The 22,699-nt window shown below is 71.1% G+C and carries 17 protein-coding genes; 7 read left to right on the top strand and 10 right to left on the bottom strand.

Annotated features, from left to right (window positions below; all coding sequences use genetic code 11):
* The first annotated feature begins 59 nt into the window (after positions 1-59).
* Positions 60-1,013 (top strand): alpha/beta hydrolase, encoded by a 954-nt coding sequence (locus tag OHA68_RS41790; protein WP_327105176.1) that lies wholly within the window; start codon positions 60-62, stop codon positions 1,011-1,013.
* Here the strand turns inward: OHA68_RS41790 and OHA68_RS41785 are convergent.
* Complete coding sequence (locus tag OHA68_RS41785) at positions 986-2,476, bottom strand: alpha/beta hydrolase family protein (RefSeq protein WP_327105175.1); 1,491 nt, start codon at positions 2,474-2,476, stop codon at positions 986-988. The genes OHA68_RS41790 and OHA68_RS41785 overlap by 28 nt on opposite strands.
* 106 nt (positions 2,477-2,582) lie before the next feature.
* Between OHA68_RS41785 and OHA68_RS41780 the strand changes: the two genes are divergently transcribed.
* Both OHA68_RS41780 and OHA68_RS41775 read left to right on the top strand, forming a co-directional pair.
* Complete coding sequence (locus OHA68_RS41780) at positions 2,583-3,701, top strand: exonuclease SbcCD subunit D (RefSeq protein WP_189144067.1); 1,119 nt, start codon at positions 2,583-2,585, stop codon at positions 3,699-3,701.
* Positions 3,702-7,604, top strand: a complete 3,903-nt coding sequence (locus OHA68_RS41775) for an AAA family ATPase (protein ID WP_327105174.1) — start codon at positions 3,702-3,704, stop codon at positions 7,602-7,604.
* Between the two features lie 62 nt (positions 7,605-7,666).
* Here the strand turns inward: OHA68_RS41775 and OHA68_RS41770 are convergent, their stop codons facing one another.
* Complete coding sequence (locus tag OHA68_RS41770) at positions 7,667-8,884, bottom strand: LeuA family protein (RefSeq protein WP_327105173.1); 1,218 nt, start codon at positions 8,882-8,884, stop codon at positions 7,667-7,669.
* A gap of 67 nt (positions 8,885-8,951) precedes the next feature.
* On the opposite strand from OHA68_RS41770, the gene OHA68_RS41765 reads away from it, so the two are divergent.
* Positions 8,952-10,208 carry a citrate synthase gene (locus OHA68_RS41765; protein WP_327105172.1) on the top strand — a complete coding sequence of 419 codons (1,257 nt, stop codon included), beginning with the start codon at positions 8,952-8,954 and terminating at the stop codon, positions 10,206-10,208.
* A gap of 91 nt (positions 10,209-10,299) precedes the next feature.
* Here the strand turns inward: OHA68_RS41765 and OHA68_RS41760 are convergent, their stop codons facing one another.
* The 6 genes from OHA68_RS41760 to OHA68_RS41735 all read right to left on the bottom strand — a co-directional run bounded on the left by OHA68_RS41760 (position 10,300) and on the right by OHA68_RS41735 (position 17,849).
* Positions 10,300-10,554, bottom strand: a complete 255-nt coding sequence (locus tag OHA68_RS41760) for a hypothetical protein (RefSeq protein ID WP_327105171.1) — start codon at positions 10,552-10,554, stop codon at positions 10,300-10,302.
* On the bottom strand, positions 10,555-10,926 hold the full coding sequence (locus OHA68_RS41755) for a DUF6247 family protein (RefSeq protein WP_327105170.1): 372 nt from the start codon (positions 10,924-10,926) through the stop codon (positions 10,555-10,557). It lies immediately after the preceding gene.
* 99 nt (positions 10,927-11,025) lie between these two features.
* Complete coding sequence (locus tag OHA68_RS41750; protein ID WP_327105168.1) at positions 11,026-14,076, bottom strand: chromosome partitioning protein ParA; 3,051 nt, start codon at positions 14,074-14,076, stop codon at positions 11,026-11,028.
* 141 nt (positions 14,077-14,217) lie between these two features.
* Complete coding sequence (locus OHA68_RS41745) at positions 14,218-15,720, bottom strand: hypothetical protein (RefSeq protein WP_327105167.1); 1,503 nt, start codon at positions 15,718-15,720, stop codon at positions 14,218-14,220.
* Positions 15,721-15,803: 83 nt separating this feature from the next.
* Entirely contained in the window at positions 15,804-17,003 is a 1,200-nt protein-coding gene (locus OHA68_RS41740; RefSeq protein WP_327105166.1) for a hypothetical protein, read from the bottom strand.
* Positions 17,004-17,147: 144 nt separating this feature from the next.
* Entirely contained in the window at positions 17,148-17,849 is a 702-nt protein-coding gene (locus tag OHA68_RS41735) for a M50 family metallopeptidase (RefSeq protein WP_225277622.1), read from the bottom strand.
* Positions 17,850-18,154: 305 nt separating this feature from the next.
* On the opposite strand from OHA68_RS41735, the gene OHA68_RS41725 reads away from it, so the two are divergent.
* The gene (locus OHA68_RS41725) at positions 18,155-18,625 is read left to right on the top strand and encodes a nuclear transport factor 2 family protein (protein ID WP_327105165.1); all 471 of its coding nucleotides are present in this window, start codon (positions 18,155-18,157) and stop codon (positions 18,623-18,625) included.
* Between the two features lie 8 nt (positions 18,626-18,633).
* Positions 18,634-19,752: a magnesium/cobalt transporter CorA gene (gene corA / locus OHA68_RS41720; RefSeq protein WP_189144057.1), complete on the top strand. Its 1,119-nt coding sequence runs from the start codon at positions 18,634-18,636 to the stop codon at positions 19,750-19,752.
* A gap of 105 nt (positions 19,753-19,857) precedes the next feature.
* On the opposite strand, the gene OHA68_RS41715 is transcribed toward corA, so the two are convergent.
* Together OHA68_RS41715 and OHA68_RS41710 are read right to left on the bottom strand one after the other, a co-directional pair.
* Complete coding sequence (locus tag OHA68_RS41715; RefSeq protein WP_327105164.1) at positions 19,858-21,183, bottom strand: ABC transporter permease; 1,326 nt, start codon at positions 21,181-21,183, stop codon at positions 19,858-19,860.
* The gene (locus tag OHA68_RS41710) at positions 21,180-21,968 is read right to left on the bottom strand and encodes an ABC transporter ATP-binding protein (RefSeq protein WP_327105163.1); all 789 of its coding nucleotides are present in this window, start codon (positions 21,966-21,968) and stop codon (positions 21,180-21,182) included. The genes OHA68_RS41715 and OHA68_RS41710 overlap by 4 nt, the downstream gene beginning before the upstream one ends.
* A gap of 68 nt (positions 21,969-22,036) precedes the next feature.
* Here OHA68_RS41710 and OHA68_RS41705 point away from each other — a divergent pair, with 68 nt between their 5' ends.
* Positions 22,037-22,618, top strand: coding sequence for a TetR/AcrR family transcriptional regulator (locus OHA68_RS41705; RefSeq protein ID WP_327105162.1), 582 nt, complete (start codon positions 22,037-22,039; stop codon positions 22,616-22,618).
* Positions 22,619-22,699: the final 81 nt, after the last annotated feature.

Here is a 22,699-nt window from a genome sequence, read left to right as displayed (position 1 = left end):
CGCCAGAAGCCGCCGCCCTGGCATGCCGTCCCGGCCCGATGCTCCCTATGGTGTCTAACATGTACGAAACCACCGTTCTGAGGATGCCGCCCGACTTCGAGGGCGAGGTCGTCGCGACGCTGCTGTCCAGGCGCGCCGGATCCCGCAGAGCGGTGCTCTACCTGCACGGTTTCACCGACTACTTCTTCCAGGACCACCTGGCCGACCACTACCTGAACCACGGGGTCGACTTCTACGCCCTCGACCTGCGTAAGTACGGCCGGTCACTGCGCCCGCACCAGACCAGGGGGCTGGTCCGCAGTGTCACCGAGTACTTCCCGGAAATCGACCAGGCAGTCCAGATCATCCGGCAGGACCACGACGAGCTGACGCTCAACGCGCACTCCACCGGCGGCCTCATCGCACCCCTGTGGGCCGACCGCGTCCGTGGCCGCGGCCTGGTCCAGGGCATGGTGCTCAACAGCCCGTTCCTCGACCTGAACGTCCCCCTCCCGCTCCGGCTGGCCGCCGACCTGCTCCAGACCCCCCTCTCCTACACCCGCAGGCCGCTGCCGCTCGGCATCAGCACTGTGTACGGCGAGAGCCTGCACCGCGACCACCACGGCGAATGGGACTACGACCTGGAGCTCAAGCCGCTCGGCGGCTTCGCCGTGCACGCCATGTGGCTGGCCGCCATCCGCAGGGCGCAGCGGCGACTGCACGCCGGGCTGTCCGTGGACGTGCCCGTACTCGTCCTGTCCTCGGCCACCGGGCTACGGGTGCGCGACTTCGTGCCGGAGGTGCGCTCGGCCGACATCGTGCTCGACCCCCGCCAGATCGCCCGCTGGTCCGCCTCGATCGGCCCGCACGTCACCAGCGTGCGCGTCGCGGGCGGCGTGCACGATCTGGTGCTGTCGGCGGAGCCGGTGCGCAAGCAGGTGTTCGCCGAGATCGACAGGTGGATGACCGCGCACGTTCACCAGGGGAACGTTCACCAGGGGAACCCTCACCAGGGGAACGAGAACAGCCCGTAGTAGGCCGCCGCCACCAGCAGCAGCCCGGTGCCGCCGAGCACGCCGGCGATCGCCACATGCTGCCAGCGGGTCGGCCGCAGGCCCTCGCGCAGCCCCGACACCACCGCCGCCACGGCGGTGACCTCCTGGACGAGCATCAGCACGGCCAGCACCCGCACGACCAGCCAGCCCGCCAGCACCGCCGGCCAGGCCCCCGCCTGGTTGATCGAGAACAGCACCAGCAGCGTGATGAACGCCACCACCGACAGCAGCAGCCCGACGCCGGTCCACACCATCTTGTGCAGCCTGCGCCTGATCAGCGGCCACAGCCGGGCGTTCACCTCCGGCGCGTTGTGGCGGCCGCGTAAGCGCACCACCATCGCGGCCACCGGACCCGCCACATAACCCACCGCCGCCAGGCAGATCGTCAGCCCCAGCATCGTGCCGCCCGCGTACCACGGCGCGGCCGGCACGTCACTGGCCTCGAACCGCTGCACCGGAGTCGCCCCCGCCAGGTGCACCGGAGGCTCCGCCGTCCCCGGCAGGCCCTCGATCCAGTTGGCCAGCGTCTCCAGATAGCCGGCGGTGAACTCGCCGCCGTGGATCCGCATGGCGTGGTCGCCCCTGGCCATATAGCGGATGGTGTAGTGGTCGTTGCCCGCCTCCTTCATCCCCCTCAGCAGCGCGTGGGTGGACTCCACGAACGGGATGGACGGGTCGGTCGCGCCGTAGAACGCCAGGACCGGCTGCTTGACCCGGCTCAGGGCCGGTTGCGCGTCGTACCGGAGAAAGTCGAAGCCGACCCCGCCCATCGCCCTGATCAGCAGATCGCGCACGCCGATGGGGGCGCGCAGCCGCAGCAGTTGCTCGTTCAGCGCCCAGGCCACCTGCCTGAGCGGGGAGACGTTCGGCGAGGACACCAGCACCATGAAGCCCACGCTCGGGCTCTTGGCGGCGGCGATCGGCACCACCCAGCCGCCCTCGCTCACGCCCCAGATCCCCACCCGCAGCGGGTCCACGTCAGGACGGGAGCGCAGATACTCCACCATCCGCAACGCGTCGTCGGCGAGCAGCCCGAAGTCCCTGTCCCGGAAGTTGTAACCGTTCGTCCGCTTGTCGAACGCGACCGTCACCACGCCCGCCCTGGCCAGGAACTCCGCCTGCGGCGTGAACTCGGTCCGCGAGCCGTTGCCGGACCCCGACACGAACACCATCGCCGGATAGCGTCCGGCCGCCGCCGGATAGCGCACCGTGCCCTCCAGTCGCTGCCCCTCGGCGGGAATCGAGATCGGCGCCTCACGGATGGGCGCCACGTCCAGCACCGGCCGCACCTCGGTGGCAGGCTGCGGCGGCAGTGACTGCAGTGCTAATTCGGCCTTGAGCGGCGGAGGATCGAACGTGGGCGGCAGCACATAGCCCACGGACGCGAGGGCCACCAGTAACAGACCGGCGGCCACGCTCAAGGTGCCACGGCCCGTCCGCATCGGCCTCTCCATGTGCGTTGGTTTGCCCGCCGATCTTTCAGCCTACTCCCGGTGCCTGGGGCAGGAGTGACCGCGATTGTCAGTGGGACCTGTTAGGTTCCTGCGAATGCGGATCCTGCATACCTCGGACTGGCATCTGGGGCGGTCGTTCCACCGGGAGAGCCTGCTCGACGGTCAGGCGGCCTATGTCGACCACCTGGTCGAGACGGTGCGCGCCGAGCGCGTCGACGTGGTCGTCGTGGCCGGCGACGTCTACGACCGCGCGCTGCCGCCGGTCGACGCGGTCGCGCTCTGCAACGAGGCGCTCGGCCGGCTGCGCGGCGCCGGGGCCCGCACCATCATGATCAGCGGCAATCACGACTCCGCGCGCCGGCTCGGCTTCGGCGCCGCCCTGTTCGAGGCGGCCGGGGTGCACCTGCGCACCGATCCGTCCCTCGCCTGGGAGCCGATCGTCATCGACGACGTCGCCTTCTACGGCATCCCCTACCTTGAGCCCGAGCTGGTCCGGCGCCCCTGGGAGCTGCCCGACCGCAGCCACACCGCCGCCCTGTCGCACGCCATGCGGCACATCCGCGCCGACGCCGAGCGGCACCCGCGGACGGTCGTGCTGGCCCACGCCTTCGTCACCGGCGGGCAGGCCAGCGACAGCGAGCGCGACATCAGCGTCGGCGGGGTCGCGCACGTGCCGCTGACCGCCTTCGACGGCGTCGACTACGTCGCGCTCGGTCACCTGCACGGCCGCCAGCGCATGTCCGAGACGGTCCGCTACTCCGGCTCCCCGCTCGCCTACTCCTTCTCCGAGGCCGACCAGGTGAAGGGCTCCTGGCTCGTCACCCTCGGCGCGGGTGTGGAAGGCGTGGAGTTCGTGCCCGCCCCGGTGCCCCGCCCCGTCGGCCGCCTGCGCGGCCACCTGGAGGACCTGCTCACCTCACCGCGCCACGCCGGCCTCGAAGAGCACTGGCTCCAGGTCGTGCTCACCGACCCGATCCGCCCCAAAGCCGCCATGGAACGGCTCCGCGCCCGCTTCCCGCACACCCTCGCCCTCTCCTTCGACCCCGACGGCGGCCAGCAGGCCCACCAGCACGTACGCCTCAGCGGACGGCCCGAAGCGGACGTCGCGCTGGACTTCGTCCGCGAAGTGCGCGGCGAGCCTGCCGCATCCGACGAGGAAGAGCTGCTAAGACGGGCCATCGAGGCATCCCGGGTCAAGGAGACGATGGCGTAGATGCGGCCGCACCGGCTCTCGCTGACGGCGTTCGGCTCCTTCCCCGGGTCCGAGACGGTCGACTTCGACGCCTTGACCGAATCGGGCCTCTTCCTCGTGCACGGGCCGACCGGGGCGGGCAAGACCACCGTCCTCGACGCCCTCAGCTTCGCCCTCTACGGCCAGGTCCCCGGCCAGCGCAACAGCGCGCGCAGCCTGCGCTGCGACCACGCCCCGCCCGCCGCCGGCCCCTCCGTCACGCTGGAGGTGACGATCCGCGGCCGCTTGTTCCGCATCCAGCGCTCCCCGGCCTGGCAGCGGCCCAAGCTGCGCGGCACCGGCACGACCGAGGAGAATTCCAAGGTCATCGTTCAGGAGTGGCAGGGGGCCGACTGGCAGGGCCTCACCACCCGCCTCGACGAGGCCGGCGACCTGGTGAGCGGGCTGCTCGGGATGAACGCCGACCAGTTCAGCCAGGTGGCCATGCTGCCGCAGGGGGAGTTCGCCAGGTTCCTGCGCGCCGACGGGGCGGATCGGCGCAAGCTGCTGGAGCGGCTGTTCACCGTCAAGATCTTCACCCAGGCGGAGTCCTGGCTCGCCGACCACCGCAAGCAGGCCTGGCGCGAGCAGGGGGAGCTGCGGCAGCAGGTGGACTACGCGATCCAGCGCCTGGAGGAGGCAGCCGGCGACGACCTCCTCGTCGCCGGGACCTTGCCCGATGGTCACGAGGCGGCGTCCGGCGACGGGGGCCGTTCTGGCTCGGTGACGCCCGGGGAAGGGGCGGACGCGATCGGGCCCGAGGTGAGGGCCGGTTCCGGCTCCGCCACGGCCGGGGAAGAGGACGGTTCCGCGCTCTTCGACTTGCCGACGGCCACCCGATCTTCTCCCGCTGCGGCCGAGGTTCCTCTGCCCACGGCGGAGGACGATCCCGTGGCCTGGGCTGGAGCCCTGCTGGACGCCGCGCGGGCCGTCGTCGCCCGTACGGCGGACCGGCATGCGCAGGCGGAGCGGGTCTGGCGAGCGGCAGGCTTGCGATTCGAGCAGGCGTCCGCGCTGGCCGACCGGCAGCGCCGGCACGCCGAGGCGCTCACCCTGCGCCGCACCCTGGACGAGCGCGCCGAGGAACGCGCCGAGCTCCAGGCCGTGCTCGACGACGCCGGCCGCGCGGACCGCGTGCTGCCCCTCCTGATGGCGGCCAGACAGCGCGCGGAGACCGCCACCAAGTCCCGCACCCTGGCCACCGACGCCCTCGCCCGCGCCCACCCCCTCCTCACCGCCGACGCCCGCGACGGCAAGGTCCGCGCGTTCGATGTGCCCGCGTCCTCTGACGTCCGCGAGGGCCGCGGTCGTGCGTCCGGTGGGCCTTCGACCGACGGGTCCGACGTCTCCGGTGATCCGTCCGACCTTGGGTCCCAGGGCAGGTTCATGGGCTCTGATGATCACGGTGGCCGCGGTCTCGGTGCCGCGCGCTCGGCCGGCGTCGAGGCGTCGGTCGTCGGGTGGGTGGCGCCGGAGCGGCTGGCCGACCTGGAGCGGCGGCGGCAGGCGGAGATCGCGCGCCTGTCCGGGCTGCTCGCCGAGGAGGCGCGGCTGCTCGTGGTCCGGCGCGATTTGGGCAGGATCGAAGAGGAGCTCATCTCGCTGGCCCGCGAGGACGAGACCGTGGGGGAGCGGCTGGCCGTACTGCCCGCGCTCATCGAGGAGGCCGAGCAGGAGCTCAGCCAGGCTCGCCTCGACGCGGCCCGGATCCCGGCGGCCGAGGCCGTCCGCGAGGCCGCCGCCGACCTGATCGGCATCGACCGCGAGCTGGCGCGGCTCGCGGCCGAGCTCGACGGGCTGACGCAGCGTGCGGCCGAGGTCGCCGCCGCGGAGGCGGAGCTGCCCGCACGGGTCGCCGACGCGGCCGCCCGACTGGCCGACGTACGTTCCGAAATGGCGAACATCCCCGCAGCCGCCGCGACCCTCGACGCGGCCAAGGCCGTGCACGACGCGGTTCACCGGCGAGACACCCTGGCGGGCGAGCTGGAGACGGCCAAGGCGACGCACCAAGCACGGGTGGACCGCGCCCAAGGGCTCCGGGAGCGGTGGCTCGACCTCCGCCAGGCCCGCATCGACGGCATGGCCGCCGAGCTGGCCCGCGACCTCGCCGACGGCCGGCCGTGCGCCGTCTGCGGCTCCGCCGACCACCCCGACCCCGCCGCACCGGCCCCCAGCGCACCTTCGGCCGACGACGAGCACCGCGCCGAACTCGCCCACGAGTCGGCACTGGCCGACCGCGAGGCGGCCGAACGCAACGTGGCCACCCTGGAGTCCCGCCTGGCCGACGCGACCGAGGCCACCGGCGGCCTCGACGCGGACGCGGCCATGACCGCGGTCGAACAGGCCGAACGCGAACTGGCCGCCCTCAAGTCCATCGCGAGCCGCGAACCCACGCTCGCCGCCGAACTGCAACGCGCTGAGGGCGAGCGCGAAAACGCCAGAGAGCGCGCCCGCGAACTCGGCGAAGCCCTCACCGAACACCGCACCCACACCACCCACCTACAAGCCGAACGATCCCGCCTCCGCACCCGCCTGACCCACACCACCATCTCAACCGACGCCACGGACCTCGATGGTGTCCTCCAGGAAGGTGGCATCCGGGCAGTGTCGGAAATGTCGTCTGAAGAGGCGCATGGACTGCTCGCCGCCGCCGAGGAAGAGCTGGGCAGGCTCAAGGTGTCCGCGGCCAGGGAGCCGGTGCTCGCCGAGGAGGCGGCCAGGTTGCGGGGCGAGTTCGACGGGATGCAGGAGCAGGCGCGACGGGTGACCGCGAGGCTGGCTTCCGGCCGTACCCGCCAGGAGGAGTTGAGCGGCGACGCCGCGAGGCTGGGGGCGCGGCTCGATGAGGCGCGCGGCGAGGACGTGACGATCACGGCGCGGCTGTCCAGGCTCAGCGACGAGGCCGAGCTGCTGCGGGAGGCGCTGGAGGCCACGCAGGCGGCGGCCGCGGCCGAGGGGGAGCGCGGCAAGGCGGCGGAGGCTGCCGAGCAGGCGGCGCGGGAGGCGAGGTTCGCCGACGTGGCGGAGGTGGAGGCCGCCGCGAGGAGCATCGCCGAGCGGGAGAGCAAGGCCGAGGCACTGCGCCGGCTCGACGCCCAGCACGCCGCCGTCACCAGCACCCTGGCCGACCCGGAGCTGGTCGCGGCGGCGGCCGAGCCGGTGCCGGACCTGGACGGGCTCGGCGCGGAGCGGGACGAGGCCGAGCGCGCGTACACCGGGCTGGCGTCCGCGCTGGACCGGGCCACCAGCAGGCATACCCGGCTGGGGGAGCTGCGCGGCGAGCTGATGGCCGGCATCGAGCGGTGGCGGCCCGCCGCCGAGCGGCACCAGCTGGTGGAGCGCATGGCAGCCCTGGCCAGCGGCACGTCGAGCGACAACCAGTGGAGCATGAGCCTGTCGTCGTACGTCCTGGGGGAGCGGCTGCGGCAGGTGGTCGACGCCGCCAACGAGCGGCTCGGCCACATGTCCGGCGGCCGCTACCTGCTCCGGCACGATCTCGCCAAGACAGCCGGGTCCCGGGCGCGTTCGGGCGGCGGGCTCGGACTGAAGGTGTACGACGGATGGACGGGAGTGGAGCGTGACCCGGTGACGCTGTCGGGCGGGGAGAGCTTCATCACCTCGCTGGCGCTGGCCCTGGGGCTCGCCGACGTCGTCACGGCGGAGGCGGGCGGGGCGGAGATCGGCACGCTGTTCGTGGACGAGGGGTTCGGGACGCTGGACGAGGACACGCTCGACGGCGTGCTCGACATCCTCGACGGGCTGCGCGTCGGCGGCCGGGCGGTGGGGATCGTCAGCCACGTCGCCGAGCTGCGCTCCCGCATCCCCGCCCAGCTCAAGGTCACCAAGACCCGCACCGGCTCCACACTGTCCGCGATCACGACCTAAGGTCCGCGATCACGGCCTAAGGTCCGCGATCACGGCCTAAGGTCCGCGATCACGGCCTAAGGTCAGCCCTCGTGTCCGGGAAAGAGCAGGGACAGTTCGCGCGGATAGGTCGCGATCAGCCGTAGCTCGTCGTCGGTGAGCGGCCTGCCCGTCATCGCGTTGCAGAGCTGCACCAGCCGGAACGCCAGGTCCTCCTCCCGCACCTCGACGCCGAGGCCGTCCATGACGTGCCGGAACCCGGCCTTCCCGCCGTACTCGCCGGTCAGCACCACCCGCCCGGCTCGCGCGTGCCAGTCCTCGGGGAAAGGACCGAGCGTGGCCTCGTCGTACAGCTCATAGTTGCCGTGGTCCTTCAGCGCGCCGTCGGCGTGGATGCCGCTCTCGTGCGCGAACGCGTTGCGCCCCACCCCCACCTGGTTGTACGGCAGAGGCTGCCCCAGGGCGTAGGCCGCCCACATCCCGAACCTCCTCGCCCACGACAGGTCGAGCGCGTCACCGATCTTCGCCTCCAGGCCGAACCCGTGCTCGAAGGCGAGGATCGTGGAGAGCAGGTCGGCGTTGCCGGAGCGCTCGCCGATGCCGTTGACGCAGGTGTTGATCCACGCGTCCTGCCCGGCGTCGAGGTCGCCGAGCGCGCCGGAGACGGAGTTGGCCACCGCCATGCCGAGGTCGTTGTGGCAGTGCGTCTCGATGGGCAGCGCGACGGCGGTGGCCAGCTTGGCGAACCGTTCGCGGATCCGGTCGGGGGTGTCGCCGCCGATCGTGTCGCAGTAGCGGACCCGGTCCGCGCCCGCCTCCTTGGCCGCCGCCGCGAACTCCAGCAGGAACCCGTCGCCGGTGCGCGAGCCGTCCTCGGCGTTGACGCCGACCGTCCGCGCGCCCGCCGCCTTGGCGGCCCTGACGGCGGCCGTCATCTCCCTGATGATCGCCTCTCGGTCGAGGCGGCCCCGGAACTTGTTCTGGATCATGTAGTCAGAGGTGGAGATGGACAGGTTGTAGTGCTTCAGCCCGAGCGGGATGGCCTTCTCCACGTCCTCCACGACACCCCGGCACCACCCGGACAGCCGCAGCTCGCCGAACGCCCCCGCCTCGGCCAGCGCGACCTGCGCCTTCACGTACGGCACCTCATGGAACAGGAAGGGGAACCCGATCTCGGACTGCGCCACACCGAGTCTGGCCAGATAGAAGTTGACCATGGTCTTGCCGAACTTGGACAGGCCGGTGCGCGCGGTCTGCACGCCGTCCCGGTTGGTCACGTCGAGGAAGTGAACTTGAGGCATACGGTCACGTTGACACGCCTCTTCAATGTGTATCAATATTGATTTTCGTCAATATAGGAGGCGGCCGGTGGAGTGGATCGACGCGGCGACCGCGGCGGAGCGGCTCGGCATCAAACCGGCCACGCTCTACGCGTACGTGAGCCGTGGCCTGCTCAAACGCCGCCACGATGACAGCGGGCGGCGCAGCCTCTTCGACGCGGCCGAGATCGAGCAGCTCGCCAGGCGTGGGCGGCCACGCGGCCAGCCGCCGGAGCTGGTCATCGAGTCCGCCGTCACCGCGCTCGGCCTCGACCGCCCCTACTATCGCGGCCACGACGCCCTGACCCTGGCCCGCTCCACGGGCTTCGCGGCCACCGCCGAGTGGCTGTGGACCGGCGATCCGACCCTCCTGCCCGAGCCCAGCCCTTCCGGCGTGCCCGAAAGTGAACCGGCTGGAGATGCCTACGCCCGCGGTAGAGAGGCGCGGCCCTGGGAGTGCGACCCTGAGGCGGTGCGGTCGGCCGTTGCCGCGCAGCGCGACCTGCCCGACGGCATCCTGCCGCTCGACCGCCTGCAAGTGATCACCACCGTGCTCGGCGCGTCCGACTCCCTCCGCTACCACCTCGACCCCGAGTCCGTCACCGCCACCGCCCGCCGCCTCATCAGCGGCCTGGTCGAAGCCCTGCCCGTCCTCCAGCAGCCCCAAGGAACCTCGATCGCCGAGCGGCTCTGGCCCCGCCTCACCCCGCACCCCGCCACCCCCGCCCTCCTGCGCACCCTCGAAGCCGCCCTCGTCCTGCTCGCCGACCACGAGCTGGCCGCCTCGACCCTGGCCGCCCGGGTGGCCGCCTCAGCCAAGGCCGACCCGTACGCCGTGGTGCTCACCGGCCTCGGCGTCCTCGGCGGCCCGCTGCACGGCGGCGCATCCTACGCCGCCGAACGCCTCCTGCACGAGGTCACCACCCCGGCCCAGGCACCGCGCGTGATCGCTGACCGGATCCGCCGAGGCGAGCGCATCGCAGGCTTCGGCCACAGCGTCTACAAGAACGGCGACGCCCGAGGCAGATTCCTCCTCGACCTGATCACCCAGGCAGCCCCCGGCCACGACAGGCTGGCCGTCGCCCGCGCCGTGCTGGACGAGGTGCGCAGACGCCGCCTCCCCGAGCAGAACGTCGACTTCGCCCTCGCCGCCTTCACCGAGGTCACCGGCATGGTGAGCGGCGCGGGCGAGGCCATCTTCGCGATCGCCAGAACCGCCGGCTGGCTCGCCCACGCCATGGAGGAGTACGCCAACGGCACTCTGCTCCGCCTCCGCGCCACCTACATCGGCCCGCCGATCAGATGACTCGCACCACCCTTCGACGCCACGTCACCAGAATGGTGCGGCCGAGAAACTCTCGCCGACGCGGCGGCTCTCGGCTCTGAGCTCTGATCGATCAGCTGTGCCAGACCACCTGGATGATCTCTACCAAGCGCCGGTACTCAACGATCAGGTACGTGATCATCCCCGCTCCACCTGTGCCGAAGGTACGGGTCCTCATCGGGGCGTCAGGCCGTTCCCCCATGAATGGGTCGCCATTCCAAGGGGCGACCTGCAGGAATACAGTCGCCTCGTGGAATGGCACGAGCGCTTCGGCTGGTAGGGCCGCGATCTGCTCTTCTATCTGCTTGCCCTGACCGACCGTGTACATCTATTGGTCCAGCCTTAGACCGAGCTCGGCAGCCCGCTCGGCCAAAACGTCCCGAAGGGGTCGACCTGGGACATAATCGCCACTCTCTATCTGGTCTTGAACGTGAGTGGCGTGCTCCAAAACCTGTTCATACTCGCCGGTCGCCTTCATCCGTGCTATATGCCACCAGTGAGCAAGCAGATCATTCACGGGCGAGAGGTCCAGCTCCTCGGTGGCCTTGGCCATGGCCTGCCGGTAACCCTTGTCGAAGTAGCTGCGGTCGGCAGGAGGCAGGCACGCACGGATGTTACGAGGACTCCGATCGCCGTTCAGCGCCTCGACGATCTGCTCAGCAGCCCGTACGGTGACCGGTTCGTGCTGCGCAGCTGTCATGTTGCCACCTCCTGCTGGTAGCGCCCGAGCCGCTAATAAGTTGGGCGCGTGCGTACGCCGATTTTAGCCGCTTGCTCGCCGCCCTCGTATGAAGTGCGGTTACGCATTATCAGTCGTCCTGTCCACGTACGCCGCCAGGGCGCGCACCCGGTCGGCGTGCTGGTCGTGGCCGACGATCACCGGTGGTTCGTTGTACGGCATCGCGTCGGAGGAGCGGCGGAGCTTGATGTACTGGCCGCAGGCGTCGATCGCGTACGGCTCCATGTCGTCCTGCAGCGCCCCGATGACCGTGATGCCGTACGTCTCCCCGATCCGCCGGAACAGCGCCACCGCCTCCCGCCGGTGCTCCTTGCCCAGGTTGCGGCCCAGCTCGTCCAGCACCAGGCACAGGTGCCCGCCGCCGGAGGAGGCGATGGCCGCCGCGCACACCAGCTTGACCGCCTTCTCGTCCATGAGCGCGGTGTTGGCCCGGCGGTTGTACGGCACGTAGCCCTGCCCCTCGCCGCGCCGCCACTTCGGCGTCACCCGCCACTGCCAGCGCTGCTCCGGGTCGGCGGGGGCGGGCGGCACCGGGAACTCCAGGGTCGCGCCGTAGCCGCCGTACGAGCTGTCGAGCTTCTCGAACTCCTCGGCCACCCGGGTGAGCCGCGCCCTGATCGCCGCCGTCAGCGCCGCCCGGTGCACGGCCGTCGACTGGGCCGCCTCCTCCGCGCCCTTGTCGGCCGCCGCCAGGTCACGCTGCCTGGACACCACCTGCGCCTCGATCTGCCGCCGCTGATGCTTCTCGTACTCCTCCTGCGCCCGCAGGTAGGACGCCAGCGACCCGCACACCGCCGCGAACGTCGCCTGCTCCCGCGCCGTGCTGCCACCGCGCTCCTGCAGCAGGAACCGCAGCTCCTCGGGAACCTCGTCATCCTCCTGCGGGAACGTGTCACGCAACGCCTGGTCGAGGAGGCGTTCGGCGGCCCGCCACCACTCGTCGGCCGTCCGCCCCCGCTCCTCCTCCGGCAGCGCCCGCACCCACTCGCCGGCCGTTTCCACGGTGCCGCCCCAGTCGGCGGCCAGCGCCGCCAGCTTGAGCGCGTCCCGCTCGGCGCCGACCTTCGCCTCCTGCTCGCGCGCCCGCGCCCGCTCGGCCTCGTGCCGGTGCCGGCGCCCCTCCAGCCGTTCGATCTCCATGTCCCGGGTGCGGGCCCGGAAGTCGAGCGCGCCCGCCTGCCGTTCGGCCTCCGCGACGCGCGGCACCAGCTCCTCCAGCGCCGCCGTCAGCTCGCTCAGCCTGGCCCGCCGCTCGCCCAGCCGCCGCTCCAGCTCCTCCAGCCGCACCCCGGCCCTGGCCCCCTCAAGCCTGCGCTGCGCCTGCGCGACCGCTTCCTCCTCATCCCGTACGGCCTGCGCGGCGGTCTCCTGGATGTCCAGGGCGCGGTTCAGCCGCTGCTCGGCCGCCTTGATCCGGGCCTCGCGCCCCGTCGCCACCCCGTCGAACGCGCCCACCACGCTCACCCCGGCGGCGCTGACCAGCACGGACCCGGGCAACTTGGCCAGCGCGGCGGCGGCAGCCTCCAGCTGCGAGGCGTCCACGATCACCGCGTGCTCGCCTGGCCATCCCCGCAGGTCGTCCAGCCGAAGATCCCCGGCCGGCCCGCCCCCGGAACCGACCCGGTCGCCCCTCGTGCTGGCGTGGTCGCGGGCCTGCTCGGCCACGTCGAGCGCGTCGAGCAGCCCGGTCGCCCCCACCCCCGCCGCCGACAGCGCGTTGAGCTGGGCGGCCGCCGGACCTCCTTCGGCGTCGTCCAGCGCCGCCTGCGCGGAGGCCGTCTCCCGGTCGGCCACGCCGAGCGCCTTGAGCGCCTCGTTCAGCCGGAGCCCGACCTCCTTCAGCTCCCGCTCGGCCGTGGGCACGTCGCGGCCGTCGGCGAACCTGCGAGCCTCCTCCAGCGCGGGGATCATCGCGCGCAGCTCGTCGGCGGAGTTCTCCGCCACGGCACGGTCGGCGTCGAGCTTGCCGGCCCGCGCCTGGAGGGCGGCGAGCTCCCTGCGCGCCTCCGTGACACTCCGGTCGAGCGTGTCCTCCTTGAGCGTGCCGATCTCCGCCTTGACCATGGCGATCGCCTCGGCCGCCGCCTCACTCGCCGCCTGGTGGCGGGCCAGCTCGGCGGCGAGCGCCTCGTCCTTGCCCGCCGCGTCGGCCAGTCTCCTGGCCTGCCTGCCACGCCAGCACCGCAACGCCCCGGCCAGTCGCACCCGCGCCTGGTCCCGCCGGTCGAACGTGGCCAGCAACGCCTTCGACTCCGCCTCGAACTCCGCCAGCCGCTCGCCCGCCAGCGCGGCCCGTACCCGCTTGGCGTGCTCGTCCCGGCGGGCCTCCCGCTCCTGCTCCAGCTCCGCGTCCAGCCCCGTGAGCGCGGCGATGGCCTCGAAGACCCGCTCGGGGGAGATCTCGTTGAGCGGCTGGGAGAGCAGGTTGGTGGCGACCTTGCTGCGCACACTGGTCGACAGGAACGACACGCACCGGACCCGATCCCCGTACAGCACCTTGGTGAGATCACGCGCCACCACGTCCCGCCGCCCGGCGGACCTCGGCAGCGACGCCCACAGCTCGTCGGCCCGCGCCACCCGCTCGGCCTCGGATGCCGCGGCGGCCAGGTGCACTCCCTCGCGCCAGCGGATCTCCAGATGCGGCGCCTCCTGGTTGACCCGCAGCCAGACGGTGACGGCTCCGCCGGAGGTGGCGGTCACCTCGAACAGCTCCCCGTCCGCACCGGCCACCGCGTCGACCGACGTCGCCGCCGTGAAGTCCTCCATGCCCGCCGGAGCGAAGACGCCCACGATGTAGCCGTGATCGGCGCTCGCCCACTGCCGCGCGCCCGCGCCGCTGGCCAGCTCGGCGTTGAACAGCAGCTCCGACACCGCCTTGGCGCCCGAGGCGAACCGCCACTGCTCGTCACCCAGCAGCGCCGTGATCGAGGCGATGAACGATGACTTGCCCGCGCCGTTGGAGTCCTTGGGCCCGGCGCCCGCCACCACGATGAGCGTGCCGGGCACCGTCGGCACCGGGTGGGTGGACAGCCGCGAGATGTTGACCGCTTGGACAGCGATCAGCACCCGTTCGCCGACGACGTTCTCCACCTGCGCCACCTGGACCCCCATGATCCTTCCGCCCGCACGCCCATCGCGTGCGGCTTCGTACGCTTCCAACCCGCGCCCCCTCGCTGCCTGCACCCTCCCAGGACTCGCAGGCATGGTTCTCAGGACCGCGGTTTCACCATGTGCACGTGTGATCCATGCCCGTCACCGTGCCGACCTGCGAGCTCGTACGGCCGCCGCCAGCGGTGTGTCCGGGCCGGCGGCCAGGATCAGCTCCTCCTGCAACCGTCGCCGCGCCGCCGGGGTGAGCCGGTGGAACTGCGGACCGGGCACGTAACCGCCCGCCTCCTCGCCCGCTTTCACCTGGGTCAGCAGCCCCGCGTGCCGCAGCGTCCGCAACGCCGACTCCAGCTCACCGATCGGCAGCTGGGTGTGGCGGCGCAACTCGTCGGCCGGCGTGGGATGCGGCGACAGCCACGAGTCCTCCGGCAACAGCCCTTCGGCGCGCGGGATCGCCACCGAGTGCACCAGCACCAGCGTCAGCACCGCCCGCTCGCTCTCACCCAACCCAGCACCGGTATCCGCCCCGCCAGCGCCCGCGCCCGGTGAGGTCGAAGGGGCCATGAAGACACCCTTCGAGCCGGCTGCGGCCTCGGCGGCGCGATCTGAGCCGGTGGCGGTGACCTCGTGGCCAAAGGCCGAGGCGAGGGCGGCGGCCTCGTCGTCGTAGCCCGTGATCCAGCGTTCACGGTGCTGGATCAGGGTGCGCCCACGCCGGGCGAGCATCTCACCGAGCGTGCGGCGCAGCGCCGGATCGCGCAGCGCGGCGAACCTCGCCTCCTGTACGGGCTCGGCGGCGTGCTCCACCACCATGAAAGCCGCCACCAGCTCGGCCCGCCGCCGCTCGTCGTAGGCCCCGAGCAGGTCGTCGAACTCCACCACGCCAGACTCCACCCGCCCACCACTCACCGACCCACGCAGGTCAGTGCCGCCCCGAGAACCGTCCGCAGATCGGGGATCCCCCGGGTCGGTGGCGTCGGCGAGCCCTCCGGGCTGAACCACCGGCGTGGCATCGGATGCGCGAGCCGCCGTCGCACGGTCGGCGTCGGGCGCGTGGGCCGCCACCGCAAGGTCGGTGTCGGGCAGGTGGGTCGCCGTCACGAGGTCGGTGCCGGAGGTGCGGGCTGCCGCCACGAGGTCGGCGTCGGGCACCACGGTCAGCGCCCGGCGCTCCGGCTCGGGGACGCGCCGGACCAGATCCTTCAGGACGGACTGCGACTCCACCGGCCACAGGGCGCAGCGCGGGCCCAGGGAGACAATGCCGTCGGCCATGACGATCCACGCCGAGTCGTGCAAGCGGCGCAGCGCACCGATGGCCCAGTTGCGCATCAGGTCGTCGCTGCGGCCGATCAGTGCCCGGTAGGTGTCGAGCACCCGCTCCATCGGCGCGGGCTCGCCCGGCCACGGGTCGGTGGACTGGTCGGCCCAGCAGCATGCGAGCACCGCCGCCAGCACCCGCCGCGTCTCTCCGGCACGCTCCACCGGCATGGGCGCCACCTGATGCTCCTCCAGCAGCGAGGGCGTCACCCCGTCCGGCCACAGCGGCAGGGCCTGGCCGGTGTAGTCGTGGCGCGACAGCCGTACCATCCCGCCGGGGGCCGGGACCGCGGCGCCCAGCGAGAGAGGCCCGCCCGAGCGAGCCCGCACATGCGCGACCGCGTCAGCCGCGGGACCGACATCGGAACGGCGACGCGCGTCAGCCGCGAGACCAGCACGGGGACGGTCGTCGCTCATCGGACGCGCTCCAGGTAGCCGTGGGACAGCCAGGCCGGCTCACGAGCCGGATCGATCGTGAGGGAGTCGGACCAGGCGAGCCGGTAAGGCAGCTCCGGCCGCAGATCGACGGTCGTCAGGTCGGCGAGCAACCGGCGCGCGGAGGGCCAGTCGGGGCCGAGCACGTCGGCCAGCGCGACCCGCGTCGACGCCCCCAGCAGGGTCTCCGCCAGCTCGGTCAGCCGCTCGACCGCGGCCGTGGGCGAGGAGTCGAGCGAGTCGCCGGGCCCGGGATCGGGCAGGGCGGAGCGTGGGGGAGTGGGCTGCGCGGGGGTCGGGCGCGGAGCCTCGTCGACGGCGCGGGCGATGGCGGCCGGATCGTGCCAGGGCGCGGGCGCGTCGAACACGAACCCGTCCAGCACGGCCGCCAGCTGCTCCTTGGACGCCGTCTGGGCGAACGTCCGCCACGCCTCCGTCGGCAGCAACGTCAGGTTGCGGGTCATCCCGGCCGAGTCGGCGAGCCGCCCGGCGGCCCGCCGCGAGGCGTCGCTGTAGGAGTAGATGGCGGCGCGCAGGTCGGTGCAGGACCGGTCGAGCTCGGGCCAGCGGGTGAGGATGGTGCCGTGCAGGCTCTGCGCCCGGTGCGCGATCTCCTCGGTGCCCCACAGCTTGGGCGCCTGCTCGCGCAGCTCCTCGATCGTGCCGGTGGTGAGCGTGATCAGCTCCAGCGCCCACAGCCGGAACGCGCGCGCCAGATTCGCGGCACTCTGCCGGGCCTCGTCCATCGTGGTGCGCGGATCGGCGACGTTGAGATCCTCCAGCGCGAGCAGCCGGTGCATCTCGGACTGCCCGCCGTCGTCCATCATCCGCCGGATGAACATCAGCCCGACCACGCTCGTGAACGACGCCCGATAGCGGAGCTGGTTGGGCTTGGGGAACACCTCACGGATCGCCCCGAGCCCCTTGAGCACGCGCAGCCGGTTGTCGAACTGGTCGGTCGGATGCGCCCGGCAGGCGAAGCGCATCTGCTCGTGCGTTAGCCACTCCTCACCGGCCTCCGCGAACGCCGCGAACAGCGTCTCGGCGATGTCGACCAGGGCCGGGTCGTCGACCACCGCACCGCTGTCGCGGGCCAGCGCCGCGAACATGCGGCGATAGGTGGACAACACCGCCTCGTCGGTGAGCGCGGTGTCGAGAGTCAAGGGCTGCTCGGGCACGCGCACTAAGGTACGGCCTCCCGCCGACATTCTCGGACCGGTGCCATGATCGGGCCCATGCGCCGTGTCGAGCCCCCGGCCACAAAGTCAGCAGCACGGCATGAGCGCCATCGCCATGGTGGGAGCGGGGTGAGCCGGTAGGCCCTATTGAAGTGGATTCATCAAGTACGCGCCGGCGACCACCGAGCCCACCCCGACCAGCAGGAAGAAGAACACGTAGAACCCGCCGGGCAGGAACGTCAGCCTGGCGAGCTGGTCGGCGTCGGAGTCGCGGGCCTGCCGCCTGCGCCGTTTGCGCTGCAGTTCGAAGATCGGCCGGATGCCGCCGAAGAGCAGGAACCAGACCACCACCAGGGCCACCACCTGCTGCACCTCGGCGGGGGCGTACATCGACACCGCGAACACCGCCCCGCCCGTCACCAGCAGGATCAGCGCGCCGTACAGGTTGCGGATCAGCAGCAGCATGCAGACCAGGAACAGCAGCATGCTCCAGATGAGCAGCGTGATCCGCCCCTGATCGGTCAGCCAGGCGGCCGCCAGCCCGAGCAGCGAGGGCGCCAGGTAGCCGGCGAGCGCGGTCAGCACCATGCCGGGCCCGTTGGGCCTGCCCCGGGTGAGCGTCACGCCGGAGGTGTCGGAGTGCAGCCGGATGCCCTCCAGCTTGCGCCGCGTGAGCAGGGCCATCACGGCGTGGCCGCCCTCGTGGGCGATCGTGATCAGGCCTCTGGTCAGCTGCCAGGACATGGTGAAGGTGACGATCGCGAGTGCGGCGAGTGCCGAGCCGCCCACGACCCAGGGGTCGGGGGCGGACTGGACCTCGATCAGCTGAGCCCAGAGCTTGTCCATCGAGAAGAAACCCTATCCAGGTAAAGTCTCGGCCGTGCTCACAGAACGACATTCTGATGCGGACGTTCCAGGTTGATGGCGGGCGCTCGGCCTGACGGCCTGAGGGTGCACGTCCTGCCCGGCGAAACTATGCCCCGCTTTGCGTGATCTGGGGCTGGCTGGGAAGGTGGTCCTCGGCAGTGATTTCCCCACCATTCCGCACCCGTATGCGCATCAGCTCCACGCACTCGACCGGCTCGATCTGGGTGACGACTGGTTGAGGGCCGTGTGCTGGAGCAACGGCCTGGTCATGATCTGATGGAAAAGTGAACGAACGGCACGTTGCGCTGATCACAGCGTTCCATGAGGCTCTGAGTCACGCCGACTTCGCGGCGATGGAGCGTTGCTACCACCCCGAGGTGAGCTTCGGAGACCCCATCTTCCAGGAGGTGGAGGGCCGCGAGCGGGTGATGGCGATGTGGCGGCTCCTGCTCGGGGTCCGCGACAGGTTGCATGTCACCTACGGTGATGTGACCGCCGACGACTTCTCCGGCAGCGCGCACCGGACCGCCCGCTACACCTTCGCCAAGACCGGGCGCGAGGTGGTCAGCGAGATCGACGCGCAGTTCAGGTTCGACGGGGACCTGATCGTCCGGCATCACGAGGAGTTCGACTTCAAGCGCTGGTCCAAGATGGCGCTGGGCCGTCCGGCCGGACTGTTGTTCGGCTGGACCCCGATGTGGCGCAAGACCATCCGCGATCGAGCACTGCAGGAGCTGAACCAGTTCCGTCCTTAGGAGGTGGCATGGCCAGGGTGAAAGGGCTCAGGCGTACCGGCGCGACCCGCGAGGAGGCGCCCGAACACTCGATGGACCCGCGCGCCTCCGACGAGCCGCCCTACCGGCCGACCGTGATCAACAACACGATCTACCAGGACGGCAAGGCGGTCGACAACCCCGGCTCGCTGGCCGACGCCTTCGAACGCCTCAAGCAGATGCCCGGCGCCCTGGCCTGGATCGGCCTCTACCGGCCGAAGGAGTGGGAGCTGGTCAAGCTCGCCGAGGAGTTCGAGCTGCACGAGCTCGCCCTGGAAGACGCGATCGTGGGCTCCCAGCGGCCCAAGGCCGACCGCTACGGCGACACCCTCTTCGTCGTGCTGCGCGCCGCCCGCTACCTCGACGACGTCGAGGAGGTGGCGTTCGGCGAGGTGCACATCTTCGTCGGCCCCAACTTCGTGCTCACCGTACGGCACGCGGAGGCGCCCGACCTCCAGGCGGTCCGCAAGCGCATGGAGTCCGACCCCGACCTGCTCCGCCAGGGCCCCCAGGCGGTGCTGTACGCCATCCTGGACGCCGTCGTCGACGGCTACGCCCCGGTCGTGGCCGGGCTGCAGAAGGACATCGAGGAGATCGAGGCCCAGGTGTTCGGCGGCGACCCGTCGGTCTCCCGCCGCGTCTACGAGCTGTCCGGCGAGGTCATCGAGTTCCAGCGCGCCACCGTGCCGCTGGTGCGGCTGATCGACGGGTTCATCGCCGGCGCCGAGAAGTACGACCTCAACGAGGAGTTGCTGAGTTACCTGCGGGACGTGGCCGACCACGTCATCACGGTCACCGAGCGGGTGGCCTCCTTCCGCCAGCAGCTCCAGGACATCCTGGTGGTGAACTCGACGCTGGTCACCCAGGCGCAGAACGCCGAGATGGCCCGGATGACGGAGGTCAGCATCCGGCAGGGGGAAGAGGTCAAGAAGATCTCCTCCTGGGCGGCCATCCTGTTCGCCCCGACGGTGGTCGGCGGCATCTACGGCATGAACTTCGACAACATGCCGGAAACCCACTGGGCCTTCGGCTATCCCTTCGCCATCCTCCTCATGGCCGCCGTCTGCATCACCCTGTACGTGATCTTCAAACGGCGCGACTGGCTGTGAAGTCCGGGCATGGCCCGGATCTGGGCCATGGGGCGACCGGTGGGCGGCAGGCTGGGTGGAGGGCGACGGTGCGCGACGGGGCGTGCCCCCTTGCCTGCCGCGACCTCACGCCGTGCGGATGGTGCGCCTCCCGACGAGAGATGTGACGCCGAGGGTGACGCTGATCCCGATCACGATGGTGACCGCGTAGGGCAGCGGTGCCGCCGCCTGGAGGGGATTGCCGGTTTTGACGATGGCGAAGGGCAGGACGGTGACGAACGCCCCTACGCTTCCGGCAATGGTGCTGATGGCGGTGGCCGCACCGATCTCGCGTACGAGCATGCGCTGTGTTTGTGCGCTGGTCGAGCCGATGAGGGACATGACCGCGAACTCCTCGCGGCGTTGGGTGATGGAGGCGACGAGGTTGTTGGTGAGGGCGATGGCCATGAACGCCGCGATCAGGGCGACGACGAAGTAGTTGATCGAGGCGAGGACCTGGGCTGTGCTGTTCGCCGTGCCGACGCTGTTCTCGATGCCTTGCATGGTGAGCGTGCCCGCGGCGACAGTGACGAAAAGGGTCAGGAAGGTCACGGTCGGCCGTACCCGCTCCGGGGCCGCGGAGAGGTTGATCGCGGCCAGGTGGGCGGGGGCGGTGGTGCGTGCCGGGCGGAAGGCATCGAGCGTGGCGTTCGCCGTGGCGACGAGCTCCGGGGCGAGGACGCACATGCCGACGGCGACGAGGACGCAGCCGGGCCCGGTCATCGCGGTGGTGAGCACGTCGGCCGGATCCATGGCGAGTACCGCGGCCGATGAGGCCAGACCGGCGGCGATCATGAACGCCGCGGCGATCCGGCGCCGCCGTCCCGGATGCCGTCCCGTACGGCGGCGTCGGGGTGGAGACGCATCGGCCACAGGGCTGCGGTGCGCGAGGGCACGGCTGCCTATCCATGCGGCGAGTACGCTCGCGGCCAGCACGATGAGTACGCCGAGGATCGGAAGGAGCACACCGGGAGCGAAGACCGAGGCCGCGTCGGTGAGGCCGGCGGAATGGATGCTCCGTGTGACGATCCAGCCGACCATGTAGCCGACGGCCAGGCCCGGGAGCGCCGTGATGGCGGAGATGGCCGCTGTCTCGATGACGAGCATCTGCTGCACTTGTCGAGGGCTCGCGCCGATGAGACGGATGCCCGCGATCTCACCGGCGCGGCCGGTGAGAGCGACACTGATCGTCGACACCATGGCGAACAGGACGATCGCGACCGCCCAGCCGCCCATGATGAGCGGGAACTGCACCAGGAACGCGCGGTCGGCGGCGGCCGTACTCTCGGCCAGCCCGGTGCCGAGCAGGCTCATCATGCCCGTCACCAGGATGGTGCCGACGAGGGTGACCAGGCCCGTGGCGATCGCGGCGGCGCGGTGATGCGCGAAAGAGCGCATGGCGATCTTGATCATCGGTTCACCGCCGTGTCCTGGGCGGCCTGTTCCGCGGATTCGACCAGGACGGCCATTCTGCCGGCGACCTGCTGCGCGGTGGGGTGCGGGAGGTGATCGACGATCCGGCCGTCGGCGAGGAAGAGGACGGCGTCGGAATAGGAGGCGGCGACCGGATCGTGGGTGACCATGATGATCGTTTGACCGTGATCCGCGAGTTCACGCATCAATCGCAGGACTTCCCTGGCGCTGCGAATGTCGAGGGCGCCCGTGGGCTCATCGGCGAAGACGATGTCGGGGTCGGTGATCAGTGCTCGCGCGACGGCGACGCGTTGCTTCTGGCCGCCTGACAGCTGATGAGGGCGGTGGCTGCCCCGGTTGCCGAGCCCCACGCGGGTGAGCAGTTCGGTTGTGCGCGCCGGTTCGGTCTTCCGGGAGTCCAGGCGCAGGGGGAGCTCGACGTTGTCGATGGCCGAGAGCGCGGGCAGGAGGTTGAACGACTGGAAGACGAATCCGACGCGGCGTCGGCGCAACCGCGCGAGCTGGGTCTGATCGAGCCCGCGAAGGTCTTGCCCGTCGAGCTCGACGGAGCCTGACGTCGGATTCTGCAGCCCGGCGGCGCAGTGCAGGAGGGTGGTCTTGCCGGAACCCGACGGTCCCATGATCGCCAAGAAGGATGATCGGGCGACATTGAGGTCGACGTCGCGCAGGGCGTGGACGGGTCCGGCCTCACCTGGATATTCGCAGCGGAGAGCGCGGATGCGCAGTACGGGTGGCGCGGGCGCGGCAGCGGCGTACGGAGTCATGGAACCTCTCTAAAAAAGCGTTTTAAATGATCGTTTAATACGAATGTTGATTTGATACGGTAGAGCATATGAGTGCCAAGGACAAGCTGTTGCTGGCGGCGCGCGAGTGTCTGCTGGCCCAGGGGTACGCGCACACGACCGTGCGAGACCTGGTCGCGGCGTCGGGAGCGAACCAGGCGTCGATCAACTACCACTTCGGGTCCAAGGAGCGGTTGCTCACCCGGGCCTTGCGCGATCTCAACACGGAATGGGGTGAGCTGCTGTTCGCGGTGCTCAAGGAAGCCGACGGCGTCGCCGACGGCACGCGGTCCAGGCTCGGCGATCAGGTAGGCCTGTGGGGCCGGATCATCGACTCGATTCAGGCGAACCGATCGCTGTGGTTCGTCAACTTCGAATCTGTCGCGTCCGTACGGCAGGACGACGAGATCCGGGGAATGATCGCCGGCGGTCAAGAGCTCGCCAGGGCCTCGCTGGCGCGGGCGTTCGCCGGCCTCGGACCGGACAGCGATCCGGGCGAGGTGCACGCGGCCGGATCGCACTACCTCGCCCTGCTCGTCGGGCTTGCCTCCCAATGGCTCACCGACCCTGAGCGTGCGCCGACGGCGGAGCAGTTCGTGGCCGCCACCTTCAGCCCCGGCCCTCGCCGCTGACGCTGTCTCTTCGCGCGTGAGGCCGCATCGCCATCGGGCCTCACTCTTGTGTACGGCAAGAAGTCGTGTTTGAGTACTCAT

This window comes from Nonomuraea glycinis (genome assembly GCF_035920485.1).
GTDB lineage: Bacteria > Actinomycetota > Actinomycetes > Streptosporangiales > Streptosporangiaceae > Nonomuraea > Nonomuraea glycinis.
This window is presented reverse-complemented; position numbering and strand designations above follow the sequence as displayed.

What these genes read in the sequence shown, in the direction of transcription:
- OHA68_RS41790 (WP_327105176.1), top strand. Translation starts at nt 60, where the DNA reads ATGTACGAAACCACCGTTCTGAGGATGCCGCCCGACTTCGAGGGCGAG.
- OHA68_RS41785 (WP_327105175.1), bottom strand. Translation starts at nt 2,476, where the DNA reads ATGCGGACGGGCCGTGGCACCTTGAGCGTGGCCGCCGGTCTGTTACTG.
- OHA68_RS41780 (WP_189144067.1), top strand. Translation starts at nt 2,583, where the DNA reads ATGCGGATCCTGCATACCTCGGACTGGCATCTGGGGCGGTCGTTCCAC.
- OHA68_RS41775 (WP_327105174.1), top strand. Translation starts at nt 3,702, where the DNA reads ATGCGGCCGCACCGGCTCTCGCTGACGGCGTTCGGCTCCTTCCCCGGG.
- OHA68_RS41770 (WP_327105173.1), bottom strand. Translation starts at nt 8,884, where the DNA reads ATGCCTCAAGTTCACTTCCTCGACGTGACCAACCGGGACGGCGTGCAG.
- OHA68_RS41760 (WP_327105171.1), bottom strand. Translation starts at nt 10,554, where the DNA reads ATGTACACGGTCGGTCAGGGCAAGCAGATAGAAGAGCAGATCGCGGCC.
- OHA68_RS41755 (WP_327105170.1), bottom strand. Translation starts at nt 10,926, where the DNA reads ATGACAGCTGCGCAGCACGAACCGGTCACCGTACGGGCTGCTGAGCAG.
- OHA68_RS41750 (WP_327105168.1), bottom strand. Translation starts at nt 14,076, where the DNA reads ATGGGGGTCCAGGTGGCGCAGGTGGAGAACGTCGTCGGCGAACGGGTG.
- OHA68_RS41735 (WP_225277622.1), bottom strand. Translation starts at nt 17,849, where the DNA reads ATGGACAAGCTCTGGGCTCAGCTGATCGAGGTCCAGTCCGCCCCCGAC.
- corA (WP_189144057.1), top strand. Translation starts at nt 18,634, where the DNA reads ATGGCCAGGGTGAAAGGGCTCAGGCGTACCGGCGCGACCCGCGAGGAG.
- OHA68_RS41715 (WP_327105164.1), bottom strand. Translation starts at nt 21,183, where the DNA reads ATGATCAAGATCGCCATGCGCTCTTTCGCGCATCACCGCGCCGCCGCG.
- OHA68_RS41710 (WP_327105163.1), bottom strand. Translation starts at nt 21,968, where the DNA reads ATGACTCCGTACGCCGCTGCCGCGCCCGCGCCACCCGTACTGCGCATC.
- OHA68_RS41705 (WP_327105162.1), top strand. Translation starts at nt 22,037, where the DNA reads ATGAGTGCCAAGGACAAGCTGTTGCTGGCGGCGCGCGAGTGTCTGCTG.